The sequence below is a fragment of the Actinoallomurus iriomotensis genome (assembly GCF_030269445.1).
GTDB lineage: Bacteria > Actinomycetota > Actinomycetes > Streptosporangiales > Streptosporangiaceae > Actinoallomurus > Actinoallomurus iriomotensis.
Genome location: NZ_BSTJ01000002.1, coordinates 369,717 through 381,767, shown reverse-complemented (window position 1 = coordinate 381,767; position 12,051 = coordinate 369,717). Strand labels below are relative to the sequence as shown.

Annotated in this window: 10 protein-coding genes and 1 pseudogene; 3 read left to right on the top strand and 8 right to left on the bottom strand. The window is 69.1% G+C overall.

Features of this window, described 5'->3' with window-relative positions; translation table 11 throughout:
- Positions 1 to 23: 23 nt before the first annotated feature.
- The 7 genes from QSK37_RS10560 to QSK37_RS10530 form a co-directional block, all read right to left on the bottom strand.
- Positions 24 to 530 carry a MarR family winged helix-turn-helix transcriptional regulator gene (locus tag QSK37_RS10560; protein WP_285619396.1) on the bottom strand — a complete coding sequence of 169 codons (507 nt, stop codon included), beginning with the start codon at positions 528 to 530 and terminating at the stop codon, positions 24 to 26.
- 729 nt (positions 531 to 1,259) lie between these two features.
- A complete protein-coding gene (locus QSK37_RS10555; RefSeq protein ID WP_285619394.1) occupies positions 1,260 to 3,188 on the bottom strand; it encodes a hypothetical protein in 1,929 nt (642 codons plus the stop codon).
- Between the two features lie 45 nt (positions 3,189 to 3,233).
- Positions 3,234 to 4,055, bottom strand: a complete 822-nt coding sequence (locus QSK37_RS10550; protein ID WP_285619392.1) for a carbohydrate ABC transporter permease — start codon at positions 4,053 to 4,055, stop codon at positions 3,234 to 3,236.
- Positions 4,045 to 4,995: a carbohydrate ABC transporter permease gene (locus tag QSK37_RS10545; protein ID WP_285619391.1), complete on the bottom strand. Its 951-nt coding sequence runs from the start codon at positions 4,993 to 4,995 to the stop codon at positions 4,045 to 4,047. The genes QSK37_RS10550 and QSK37_RS10545 overlap by 11 nt, the downstream gene beginning before the upstream one ends.
- Complete coding sequence (locus QSK37_RS10540) at positions 4,995 to 6,254, bottom strand: ABC transporter substrate-binding protein (protein WP_285619389.1); 1,260 nt, start codon at positions 6,252 to 6,254, stop codon at positions 4,995 to 4,997. The genes QSK37_RS10545 and QSK37_RS10540 overlap by 1 nt, the downstream gene beginning before the upstream one ends.
- 10 nt (positions 6,255 to 6,264) lie before the next feature.
- Positions 6,265 to 7,872 (bottom strand): FAD-dependent oxidoreductase, encoded by a 1,608-nt coding sequence (locus QSK37_RS10535; RefSeq protein ID WP_285619388.1) that lies wholly within the window; start codon positions 7,870 to 7,872, stop codon positions 6,265 to 6,267.
- A gap of 8 nt (positions 7,873 to 7,880) precedes the next feature.
- Complete coding sequence (locus QSK37_RS10530) at positions 7,881 to 8,900, bottom strand: LacI family DNA-binding transcriptional regulator (protein ID WP_285619387.1); 1,020 nt, start codon at positions 8,898 to 8,900, stop codon at positions 7,881 to 7,883.
- 176 nt (positions 8,901 to 9,076) lie between these two features.
- On the opposite strand from QSK37_RS10530, the gene QSK37_RS10525 reads away from it, so the two are divergent.
- Positions 9,077 to 10,051: an alpha/beta hydrolase gene (locus QSK37_RS10525; protein WP_285619385.1), complete on the top strand. Its 975-nt coding sequence runs from the start codon at positions 9,077 to 9,079 to the stop codon at positions 10,049 to 10,051.
- A gap of 233 nt (positions 10,052 to 10,284) precedes the next feature.
- On the opposite strand, the pseudogene QSK37_RS10520 reads toward QSK37_RS10525, so the two are convergent.
- Positions 10,285 to 10,491 (bottom strand): annotated as a pseudogene (locus tag QSK37_RS10520) (transposase); the annotation flags it as partial.
- 17 nt (positions 10,492 to 10,508) lie between these two features.
- Between QSK37_RS10520 and QSK37_RS10515 the strand changes: the two are divergent.
- On the top strand, positions 10,509 to 11,162 hold the full coding sequence (locus QSK37_RS10515; protein ID WP_285619384.1) for a hypothetical protein: 654 nt from the start codon (positions 10,509 to 10,511) through the stop codon (positions 11,160 to 11,162).
- Positions 11,163 to 11,285: 123 nt separating this feature from the next.
- Complete coding sequence (locus QSK37_RS10510) at positions 11,286 to 12,020, top strand: COG4705 family protein (RefSeq protein ID WP_285619382.1); 735 nt, start codon at positions 11,286 to 11,288, stop codon at positions 12,018 to 12,020.
- Positions 12,021 to 12,051 lie beyond the last annotated feature (31 nt).

Below are 12,051 nucleotides of genomic sequence, written 5' to 3'. Positions count from 1 at the left end.
ACGCCCTCCCGGAGCGTCCGGGCTCAGCGCGTTTTTTCGGTGTCCAGCACGCGGTCCGTCAGCCGCAAGAACTCCTCGCGCTCGGCCGCGCTCAGCGCCCCGAGCAGCTGTTCGTCGACATGGGCGGCGAACGGAGCGGTATGGGTCACGATCTGCCGGCCCTCCGGGGTGAGGTCCAGCAGTTTGCGCCGCGCGTCGGCGGTGTCCCGTGTGATGACGAGCAGGCCGCGACCGCGCAGCCGTTCGACGATCGGGGCGGCGGTGGACTTGTCCAGACCCGCATGCTGGCCCAAGGTGCCCTGGTCCATGCTGCCGTGTACGTACAAGGTGCCCAGCACGGTGAACTGCGGGCCCGTGAGGTCGTAGGGCACCGTCTCCTGCCACATCCGCGTCCGGAGCTGGTACAGCCGCCGGATGATGTGCCCCGCGCCGCTGGTCCCCTGCTGTACGAGCGCCCGGATCTCCCCCTCATCGGGGCGGGTGGCCGGACTGGAGCCGGCGACTCCGGGTGTGTCGTCCGCACCGGTCATGCGGGCACTCCTTCGCGTTCTTCGGACGTGCACGGAGTATAGAGCGCGCGTTGCTCCGCACGTCATAACGCCCGCGATGCGGGGGTGGGTCAGGCTTTCCGGACGCGGCGGCGCTTGTCGTCCAGAGGCTGGGTCGACGCCCAGACGCGGCCCCAGTGCGCGACCTGCCCACCGTTCCCGTCGTCCTCACCGGCCGGGACCCTCGATGTCCGCCGTGGGGTGACGGGTCCGCCGGTGGCGAAGAAACCGCTGCGGATCGTTACGCCGACTGAGTTCGAGTCGATCGTCGATGCGTTGCCCGGCGAGCAGTGGAGCCTGGGCCGTCGACGAGATCCGCTACGCGACCGATCAGCTGCAGGCTGACGGGTTCGCCGCCGTGACCAACTACGACGGCGTGTACTTCGGCGACAGCCGTTTCGAGGCCGCACGGACTACCCGCCGGCGGGTTCCGACACCATCGCCGACACGTCAAAGAAGCTCCGGACCGCCCTCGACCGTGCCGCGCAGCGGCACGGTCGAGGGCACCTTCGCCCACCTGTTCCCGCGCGCGGCCGGGACTCGCCGCCGCACCGGGCACGCCCAGAACGGGCGATGGAGACCGCCGATGACACCGGCTCGGCGCCGGTCCCCGATCCTCGAAACGGGTGGCTCCCGCCCCACATCGCCGGACCGCGTGCGGATGTCGCGGTTACGGGAGAGGGAGCGACCCGAAAGTCGGAAGAGACTGCTTCAGGCGAGCTTGATGACGGTGTCCAGCCTGCCCCCATGAGGAATGCGCAGCACGTGGATGAGGCGTTCGCCGTCGCGGAAGTACGTCGACGCGCCGTGCTGGAGAGTGGCGGGCCGGGCCGTGCCCCAGCGGATGGCGATCACGGTGTTTCCGCGGCGTAGGTCCAGGCCCGTGGCGGTCGCGCCGGTGTCGGCGCCGTACGTCGCGCGGGTGCCGTCGGTGAAGGTCACCTTGTCGGTGGGGTGCAGGATCAGCGGGATCTGTTCGGTGGCGGCCGACGTGGCCTGCACTGAGCGGCGTACGGTGTCGTGAGTGAGGATCACGTCGGTTCGGACGCTGGAGTTCGCCGTGTGGTAACGGATCCCGAACGTGCCCTCGCTGTGCGAGCGTTTCCCGGTCCAGGCCGGTCCGCCCGGCTCGCCGTCGAAGTACTCCGCCGGCTGGTTCGCCGCGGCGTCCGGGTTGCCGTTGCTCAGCACCGTGGCCCAGCAGGTTTCGTTACTGTCGTTGAGCGAGTGCACCACCATGCCTGCGGCGGGATGCCACAGGAAGGTCAGGCCGGTACGCGTGTGGGTCGTCGCGCGGGTGCCGAAGTAGCCACCGACGTAGAGGCCGGGACGCCGGACGTACAGGAAGTCCTGCCCCAGGTCACTGCGCAACTCCACGAAGTGGGTCTTCTTCAGGTACGGCAGGTCCGCGACGGCCTTCTTCTTCTCCTTCCTGGTCGGGAAGTTCTCGCCGTAGATCGCGTGGGTGAGGATGCGCGGTGAGGTGTCCTGCTTCTGCAGCGGGGGCACCGGTGCCGGGTCGGCCGCCCAGGCGGCACGCGCGGCGGCGAGGTCCTCCCGCGTGGTCAGGAACGCGCCCAGTTCGGGCACCTCCCGGACGAACGTCCAGTTCAGCGCGGTCCGGTCGGGGTCGGACCGGATGTCGTCGTAGTAACGGCTGCTGGTGCGCGTGGACGGGGCGATGTTGGCGATGTAACCGGAACCGTCGGGCTCGCGAACCAGGTTGTAGCCGAGCCAGTCGGCGAAGGCGCGCGCCATCGACACGAACGTCTTGTCTCCGGTCTGGTGATAGGCGTCGGCCGTCTCCGGCAGCATGACCTCGAAGTTGTAGTTCATGTCCATGCCGCGCTGCTCGATGAAGAACCCGGCGGGGCTCTGGCCCGTGCGGGCGAGTCGCGCGATGGCGTCCGTCAGACGCTGCCGCAGGAACGAGTCGGGGTCGAGGTTCAGCGCGAGGGACGCGCCGGCCAGCCCGGCGGTGGCCTGGTTGGCGTACGCCAGAGGTGTCTGCCAGATCGCGGTGGTGGCCGGATCCAGAAACCACGTCATGGCGGACCGCAGGGCCGTCCGGATCTGAGCCTGACGCTCGGGCAGGACGCGGGCCTTCCGCAGGATGCCCAGAGTCTTGCTCAGGTACCCCATGGCGAAGCCGGTGGCCGGCATCGAGTGCTCGCCGATGGAGTACTCCGGCCACGAACCGTCGTCGTGCTGCAGGCTCAGGTAGTGGCCGAGGCCGGCGTCCAGAGCGGCGAGCAGCGCGGAGTCGCCGGCGTAGGGGTTCCAACGCCGGGCGTTCGCGTAGAACCAGCTCAGGGTGTAGACGTGCTCCTGGACGCGAGCGTTGTACGGCGCGGCGGGCGACCGCCACCAGCCGCCGGCGAAGAAGCCGTCGTCGTCCATGTCGTCGACCATCGGCGCGAGGGTCACCAGGTACGGCGCGTAGCGCTGCTCGGCCGGGGCGAACACCTTGCGGTCCGGCGCTCCCGGCGGCAACGGTGCCAGGTCCGGCAGGGCGCCCGGCGCCGAGGCGCCCGCCCGGCTCACCGGCAGGGCGACGAGCAGGGCCGCTCCACCGGCCGCTGTGAGCAGGCCACGGCGGCTCAGGGGGCGTGTCGAGGGCAGGGGAGAGTGCGGTTTCACGGAAGACCAACTCCTTGGGGACGGAACACTTCCGGGATTCGTCGGTTACTTGAGGCCCGTGTGCGCGAGTCCTTCGATGAACTGCCGCTGCGCGATCACGAAGACGATGATCACTGGAACGGCCGTGAGCGAGGCCGCGGCCAACTGCACGTTCCACATCGGCCCGCCGTACGCGTCGACGTACTGGGTGAGCGCCTGGGGCAGGGTGAACCTCTCCGGTGAGGAGAGGTAGACGATCGGTTCGAGGTAGAGATTCCAGCTCTGCAGGAAGGTGAAGATGGCGACCGCGCCGAGCGCGGGGCGCGCCAGGGGCAGCGCGATCCGCCAGAAGGTGGCCAGCCGGCCCAGCCCGTCGACCTGAGCCGCCTCCTCCAGTTCCTTCGGCAGGACCAGGAAGAACTGGCGCATGATGAAGGTGGCGAGCACGCTCGGCGCACCGAAGATGGGCACCAGGATCAGCGGCCAGTGCGTGTTGATCAGGCCCCACCGGTGGAACATCTGGAACAGCGGCACGATGGTGACCTCGCTGGGGATCAGCAGGCCGACCAGGATCACGAAGAACAGGGCGTTCGCGCCGCGGAACCGGATGCGCGCGAACGCGTACCCGGCGAGTGAGGAGACCGCCATCGTGCCGATGGTGACGACGGCGGCGATGTAGAGACTGTTGACGTACTGCCGTGCGAACGGCTGGAGGGTGAAGACCTGGCGGTAGGCCCCGGCGTCGATGCCGGAGGGGAACAGCGACGGCGGCGAGGCGAAGATCTGGCCGACCGGTTTGAGCGACGAGGTGACCATCCACCAGGTCGGGAAGACGAACGGGACGCACAGCACGCAGAGCAGCCCGTACAGCACGGTCTTACGCCTCATGGAAGACCCACCTCCTCCGGAGGCGCCACTGGAGCAGCGTGAGCACCAGGACGATCGCGAACAGCAGCACCGCGAGGGCCGACCCGTAGCCGAACTGGTGGAACTGGAAGGCCTGCTGGTACAGGTAGTAGACGAGCACCGTGGTCGACGTGCCCGGTCCGCCCTGCGTGAGGACCGCGATCTGGGCGAAGACCTGCAGCGAGCCGACCACGGTGATGATCGAGGTGAGCAGCAGTGTCGGGCTGATCAGCGGCACGGTGATGGAGCGGAACCGCCGCCAGGCCCCCGCCCCGTCGATCCGCGCCGCTTCGTACACCGACGCCGGCACGTCCTGGAGAGCGGCGAGGAACAGCACCATGTTCAGGCCCACGTTCTTGAAGACCTGCACCATGATCACGGAGAACATGGCCCCGCCGCCCGTGCGCAGCCAGTTGGGACCGGTCACGCCGACCACGGACAGCAGACCGTTGATCCCGCCGTTCTTCTGCAGGAGGAAACCCCACACGATCGTCCACGCCACCAGCGAGACGACCACCGGGGAGAAGAACAGGGTGCGGAAGACCGCGGTGCCGCGCAGCCTCTGGTTGAGCAGGACCGCCAGGAGCAGGGCCAGGGTCAGGTTGACCGCGACCAGCCCGGCCGAGAACAGGGCCGACGCCGTGAGTACGGAGGGCAGCTTGGGGTCCTCGGCCAGCCGCCGGTAGTTGTCCGCGCCGACGAAGTCGAACGTGCCCGCCAGCACGTTCCACTCGTTCAGGCTGTACCAGACCACCATGCCGAGGGGTACCAGGACGAAGATCACGCTGCCGATGAGCTGTGGCGCGACGAACAGGTAGCCGACGAGGTGGTCGCGGCGCCGGGCGGTCCAGAACCGCCCGGCTTTTCGGGGGGCGCTCGTACGGCCGGTGACGGCCGTACGAGCGGGAGTCCGAACCGTCATCACTTGGCCAGCAGCGGTTGGACGGAGCCGCACACCGAGGCCATCACCTTCGGGACGTCGGCCCCCGGCCGCCAGAGCGGGTCGAGCGCGGCGCGCACCGTCTGGGCGATTTCGGCCTCGCCGGTGTGGTTGGGCTTGACCCGGCCGTTCGCGATGCCGTCGAGGACGACCTTCTGCAGTTGGTCGGGCTTGAGCAGCGGGTTGCTCTTGGCCAGGGCGTCGGCCGTCAGCAGCGATGTGCGCGGCGGCGGGAAGTACTGCGCGAGCTTGGCGGAGTTGGCCGGGTCGGTGAAGAAGGCCAGGAAGTCCGCCGCCGCGTCCGCATGCTTGCCATTCTTCAGCACCCCGAGCCCGCCCTGGCCGATGACGTTGTACGCGCCGTTCGGCCCGGCCGGAAGCGGCACCAGATCCCAGTGGAACTTCGCGCCCTTGAGCAGGGCGGCCCGGCTGATCTGGGTGATGGTCATGGCGGCGTCGCCGGCGAAGAAGTCCGGTGACGTGCCGGGGCCGGGCATCGCCTTCTGGTCGAAGATCGCCTTGTGCAGGAAGGTCATCGCCTGGACCATCTGGGGCTTGGTGAAGCCGCAGGTCTTACCGTCCTCGCTCCACGCCTCGGCGCCCCACCCGCCCCATACGGTGGCCAGGTTGTCCCACGCCTTGTAGTCGAAGTCGCGGACCACCAGGCCCGCCTTTCCGGTCCGCTGGTGCACCGCGGACGCGGACGCGATCGCCTGGTCCCAGGTCCAGCCGGCGGCGGGGGGCTTCTGGCCGGCCTTCTTGAGCAGGTCGGTGTTGACGAAGACGCCGAACGGCGAGGTGGAGAACGGGTAGGCGTAGAGCGATCCGTCCTGGCGCCACAGCCGGGTCGGGCCGGCGGCCAGGTCGCCGTACTGGTAGCCGGGGTACTTCTTCAGCTTGTCATCGAGCGGGAGCAGCGCGTGAGAGGCGACGAAGTCGGGCGCCGTGTTCTCCAGGATCCAGGCGAGGTCCGGCGGGTTTCCACCGGCGATCTGCGTGGTCAGCGCGGTGCTGTAGGTCTCCACCGGCAACGGGTCGAACCTGATGGAGGCGACGTTCGGGTGCGTCCGGCGGTACTCGTCGGCGATCCCGTTGAACAGCTTGAGATGGTCGGCGTTGTTGGTCCAGATGGTCATGCGCAGCGAGACTTCGCCCTTGTCCTTGCCCGACCCGCCGCCCCCACAGGCGGCCAGGCCGAGCAGGATCGCGAGCCCGAGGCTCAGCAACCTGGTGATCTTCATTGGGGGCTCCTTAGTAGCCGACGATGTCCGGCCAGTGGAGTTCGACTCCTTGGTCCTCGAGGCGGGCCTGGAAGTCGGTGAGCAGCCCGGGATCCTCACGGACCGCCCTGGGGGTGGTCCCGAGATCCAGGCAGAAGGCGGCCAGCGCGCCGGCGGCCTCGCCGATGTTCCATTCGACGGGGTGCAGGCGATAGCAGCCGTTGGTGATGTGCGTCGTGCCGATGTTCTTGCCGGCGGCGAGCAGGTTGTCGACACGCTGGGGGAGGAGCGCGCCGAGAGGGATCTCGAACGGGCTGTTCGCCACGTCGAAGTAGTTGTCGCCGCCGGTCGAGGGATGCAGGTCGATGCGGTACATCCCGATGCCGACCGAGTCGGGGTAGCGTACGGCGCCCTTGTCGCCGCGCACGGCGATCGACAGATCCTGCTCGACGATGGTGCGTTCGGCCCGGATCCGGCGGCTCTCCCTGATGTACGGTGCCTGCGCCAGCCCGTCGGGTGACCCCGTGACGTCACCGCGCAACCGCAGGCCGGGGAAGCCGGTGCCGCCGTCCGGACGCGGTGCCTCGGTCTGCAGCCAGTAGAGCACGCACCGGGACAGTTCCCTGACTCCCCGGAGATGCCGGTCCGCGTCGTCGGTGTCGAAGACCGGGCCGAGGAAGTAGTCGATCATCGGCCAGTTGACCAGCGTGATGTCGCTTTCGTACGCCCCCTCGGTGAACAGCCGGCGAGCGGCGATTCTGCGGAAGGTCCACAGGTTGCCGTCCCCGGGGTTGCGCCGCTGGTCGGCCCGGACGGCCAGGGGATCGTCGTCCGGGTTGGGGGTGAAGCTCCGCTCGGTGATCTCCAGCGTGCGAGGGTGGGGTGAACGCCAGCCGAGCAGGTTGCCGCCCCAGAACGGCGGGGCGTAGTCGCGCCAGAACGCGTAGTTCGGAGGCCGGTCGATGGTGTGGTCCCCGGGCACGTGGTCGATCGCGAAGCATACGGAGACCGCCTGCATGTTGTGCGGCTGCGCCTCGGCGGGAGCGCCGGGTTCGCCGGTGTCGGACTCCGCCTCGAATCCGGTCACGTACTCGGTGCCCGTCAGCGGCAGCAGCTCCCCGGTCTCGGTGGCGTCCAGGACGTACGGCGCGGAGATCGTGATCTCGTCGCCGCCGTACCGATGGGCGACCTGTACCGCCGTCACCCGGTCCCCGTCCGTGTCCGCCGCGACCGGCCGGTACGGCTGCAGCACGACAAGCCTGCCGCCGCCCCGGTACGGTGCGAGCATCGCCTCCAGCACGGCCACGGCGACGCGCGGCTCGTGGCAGAGCGGGCTGACCCAGCCGGCCCCTGGATTGAGCTCTCGCCATGCACGTGCCCGTTCGGTGAGCGGGAAGTGCCTCCGGTAGAACGCGCGGATTCCGTTCCGCAGCTCCCGGTAGCCGGCGGTGACGCCGAAGTGTTCCACCCAGGTGTGCTCATCCGGCGGCACCGCCTGGCTGGTGAGCTGACCGCCCAGCCAGTCGTACTCCTCGGTGAGGACGACACGGCGCCCCGCGCGCAGCGCGGCGAGCGCCGCCGCGACTCCGCCGAGCCCTCCCCCGACGACCAGCACGTCGGTCTCCATCTCCGTCAACATGGCTCCTTTCACGCCGCGGGGCCGCTGAGTGTCGAGCCCACGACCAGTTCGCAGGGCAGCAGTCGCTGCACGAGAGGGCCGCCCTCCAGCAGCCGGGTCAGAACCTGGATGGCCTGCCGGCCCATCTCCCGGCGGGGGATGCGGAAGCCGGTGAAGTCGATGTCGGTGCGCGCCGGGCGCGTCGGATCGCCCAGGGTCACGATCGACAGGTCGGCCGGTACGGAGAGACCGCGCCCGAAGGCCTCGTCGACGAGCGCCACCGCGTCCGCGTACTCCTCGGCGAAGACGACCGTGACCCCCTCCAGCGCGTCGAGCCACTCGGCCGGGCCGCCGGCGGTCGGGCGTACGTGTCGTACCGGCAGGTCACCCGCACCTTCGCGGAAGCCGACCATCCGGTCCGCCAGGGACTCGGCTCCTTCGCCATGGCCGAGGTAGGCGAGGCGGGTGTGCCCGAGCGCCCTGGCCCGCTCGACGAGCGCGCGGACGGCCGGACCGTAGGCGGTCCCGACGTACGGCACGGGGCCGCCCGCGTCGTCGCGCCGCCCGACCGAGACGAACGGGAAGTTCTCCGAGACCAGGCGGGCGAGCTCGTCGCGGTCGAGAGAGCGGCCGAGCAGGACGCAGCCGTCGGCGAGACGAAGGCGGTTGGCCTCGTGGTAGATGCGGCGCCGCCCGTCGATGACCGGCACGCTGGTCAGCAGCAGCAGGTCGCAGCCCAGCCTTTCGGCGCATTCCTCGATGCCGACCAGGAACGGATGGTAGAAGTCGGCCGTGGCGCTGGGGAAGACCGGTTCGTACGTGAAGACGCCGAGGATCCGGTTGTGTCGGTCCGCCAGGCGTCGCGCGACGGGATCGGCCACGTATCCGGTCTCCCGGATCACCGAGAGCACCCGGTCCCTCGTCTCCCGGGGAATCCGTGTCTCGTCGCCGGGCCGGTTGTTGAGCACCAGAGAGACGGTCGTCTGGCTGACCCCCGCGAGTCTTGCGATGTCACGCTGGGTGATCCGTCTCGACGCCGCGTCCGACATCCGGCCCCCTCCTGCTAATACGTATTAACCTGGCCTAATGAACGGATCTTGGAGGATGGGTACGGGCTGCGTCAAGGGTGCTAATACGAATTAGCGATCGGCTGTGCCATTGACCATCCGATCGCCGAGAGTCGAGACTCTCCGGGAAACTCGCGCTTCGAGCAAGGAGGCCGGCGATGCCCGAGATGTATCTGGACCCCGAGTTGGCCGCGGGCCTGGCCGCGGCACCGGTCCGCCCGTTCGACGCGTCCGAGGTCCGGTACGAGGACCTGCCGGCGTTCCGGAAGGAGCGCGCGGCCCTCGTGGTTCCCGAGGCGTCCGACGAGCGGATCACCATCACCGAGCGCCACATCCCGGTCCAACTTCGGATCTACCGCCCGGTCGGCCCGCCGGGGACGCTTCCGTGCCTGTACTGGATTCACGGCGGAGGCATGATCATGGGGAACGTCGAGGCGGACGACGCCCGGCTCGTCGAGTACGCGCTCGCCGTGGGCTGCGTGGTGGTGTCGGTCGACTACCGGCTGGCGCCGGAGCACCCGTACCCGGCGGGGGTGGAGGACTGCTACGCGGGGTTGGTGTGGACGGCCGACCATTCGGACGAGCTCGGAATCGGCGCGATCGCCGTCGGCGGCGCGAGCGCGGGAGGAGGCCTGGCGGCCGCGGCCGCGCTGCTGGCGCGTGACCGTGGCGGCCCGAACCTGGTGTTCCAGCTGCTGTGCTACCCGATGCTCGACGACCGCAACGAGACGCCGTCCAGCTTCATGGAGGTTCCGTCCTGGGGCCGGCGGGAGAACGTCTTCGCCTGGACGGCCCTGCTCGGCCCCTCTCCCAACGAGGTGCCGCCGTACGCCGCGCCGGCGCGGGCCACCGACCTGTCCGGACTGCCGCCCGCGTTCATCGACGTCGGCCAGGTGGACATCTTCCGGGACGAGTGCCTCGACTACGCTCGCCGTCTCGCCCAGGCCGGCGTGCCGACCGAGTTCCATCTGTACCCCGGCGCTTACCACGGCTGGGACTCCCTTGTGCCTGACGCGGCCCTCAGCCGCCGCGCGGTCCGGGAGCGGATCCGGGCCCTGCGCGAGCGCGTCGCCCCCTGTCCCTCTTCCCCGTACGGTCCCGGCGTCGGCCCATGGGCCGGATGGCCGACGTAAGCCAGGAACGATACGTAGGCCAGGAACGATGGCGACAGCATGGCGGGGTCTGCGATGCGCCAGTCGGCGATGGACAGGGGCAGCCGGCGAGCTCGATGTCCCGGCCCGATCGGTCCTACGCTGCTGGAGACATACCTGTTCGCTCGCCGCTGCCGCCTCGTCTTCGCCCGACGCCGGTTTCGCGGGCCGGCTGGTCGAATGAGCGGCCCGCGTGCTCGGCATCATCGTCCGCATCCGTGCGCGAGCCCCTTGGCCGACAGCGACAGCACCATCTCATCCGCGCCGGTCAAACGACGCTGCCGCTTACGGACGATCTGTGGCTCGAAGGTGCCGGCGACGTCCCGGGGCACCTTCACCTCGACCGGGCCGACGTCAGTCAGCACGGTCTTGGCAGGAGCGCGCCTTGCTACTATTCGGGTAGTAGATCGCGTGTCTCCCGTGGTGAGGACGTCTGTCGATGTCGAGTGCTCGTCTTGGTGTCCTGGCCGGTGCCGTCCTCCTCCTCGTCCTCGCTTCGACGGTCGGCTGGTATGCGTTCCGCGTGGTCCTCAAGTCCGGGCCGGGTTGCGTGGTCACCGCCGTGTCGGGCACGGGCTCGGGCGACTACACGCTCACGACCACGCAGGCCGACAACGCGGCGACGATCGCCGGCGTCGGTATGCGGATGGGCGTTCCCGATCGCGCCGTGTCCGTCGCGCTTGCCACGGCGATGCAGGAGTCCGGGCTCGTTGACCTGGCCGGCGGCGATCGGGACTCTGCCGGGCTCTTCCAGCATTCGGCGAAGCCGGACGCGTACGCCAACTGGGAGCCGGAGGCGCGAGCCCTCGCGAGCGCTCTCGCCGGTGAGAGGGCCGCCGCGCTGAGCTGTCACGACCTTGCGACCACCACGGCGGCGGTCACCGAGCTCGGCACCACGAGTATCAGTGGCACGCATGGCCGCGCGCGCGGCTGGGCCTTCAGCGGCTGGCTGGTCGCCCACGCGGCGCGGCTCGGTATCGAGCAGGTGAGCTTCGGTGGTGACACCTGGACGGCGAGCTCTGGGAAGTGGTCTCCCGCGTCTGTCGCGACGGATGTCCTGAGTCTCCGCGAGGTGGCGGATTCCCGATCCTAAAATTTCATTTACTTAATGGCCCTACTTGGGCCGTCTAAGAATGTGCAATCATTCCTTTTCGTGACAACAACGCAACTCGGCCGGAATGGAAGTCTTGCTCATTCGCGGCGTGCGCTGAGCAAGGTGCCGGAAGTCGCGATCTACTTCTGGATCGTAAAGGTTCTGACCACCGGGATGGGTGAGACCACCTCGGACTTCCTCGCCCATCGAATCAATCCGATCATCGCCGTCGGCTGCGCGGGAGCCGTTCTGGCGATTTCTCTTTCAGTGCAATTCTATGTGCGACGGTATATTGCGTGGATCTACTGGAGCGGCATCGTCGCGGTGAGCGTCTTCGGAACGATGGCGGCCGACGTGCTCCACGTCGGACTGGGCGTTCCGTACTTCGCCTCGACCGCTGTCTTCATCGTCGTTCTGGCCGTAATCTTCGTGGTCTGGTACTGCGCCGAGAGAACGCTGTCCATCCACAGCATCCACACCTGGCGGAGAGAGTTCTTCTACTGGGCCACGGTCATCGCGACCTTCGCCCTCGGCACCGCCACCGGTGACATGACCGCGGTAACGCTGCACCTGGGCTATTTCACCTCCGGCCTGATGTTCGCCGCGCTGATCGCCGTCCCCGCCGTGGCCTACCGGCTCGGCCTGAACCCCGTCCTCTCCTTCTGGCTCGCGTACGTGATCACCCGTCCGCTGGGCGCCTCGTTCGCGGACTGGGCGGGAGTGTCGCGAGCGCGCGGCGGCCTCGGCCTGGGCACGGGACCGGTGAGCCTCGCCCTGGCCGTCGTGATCGTCGTGTTCGTGGGCCATCTCGCCGTCAGCCGGAAGGACGTCGAGCGAGGCTCGCACCGCCGCCGGTGAGCCGCCGGAACGGCGTAGCCGGTGGGCAGCG

Coding starts and splice junctions, on each gene's coding strand:
- QSK37_RS10550 (WP_285619392.1), bottom strand. CDS start 4,055: ATGAGGCGTAAGACCGTGCTGTACGGGCTGCTCTGCGTGCTGTGCGTC.
- QSK37_RS10560 (WP_285619396.1), bottom strand. CDS start 530: ATGACCGGTGCGGACGACACACCCGGAGTCGCCGGCTCCAGTCCGGCC.
- QSK37_RS10515 (WP_285619384.1), top strand. CDS start 10,509: ATGTCGAGTGCTCGTCTTGGTGTCCTGGCCGGTGCCGTCCTCCTCCTC.
- QSK37_RS10545 (WP_285619391.1), bottom strand. CDS start 4,995: ATGACGGTTCGGACTCCCGCTCGTACGGCCGTCACCGGCCGTACGAGC.
- QSK37_RS10535 (WP_285619388.1), bottom strand. CDS start 7,872: ATGTTGACGGAGATGGAGACCGACGTGCTGGTCGTCGGGGGAGGGCTC.
- QSK37_RS10540 (WP_285619389.1), bottom strand. CDS start 6,254: ATGAAGATCACCAGGTTGCTGAGCCTCGGGCTCGCGATCCTGCTCGGC.
- QSK37_RS10525 (WP_285619385.1), top strand. CDS start 9,077: ATGCCCGAGATGTATCTGGACCCCGAGTTGGCCGCGGGCCTGGCCGCG.
- QSK37_RS10530 (WP_285619387.1), bottom strand. CDS start 8,900: ATGTCGGACGCGGCGTCGAGACGGATCACCCAGCGTGACATCGCAAGA.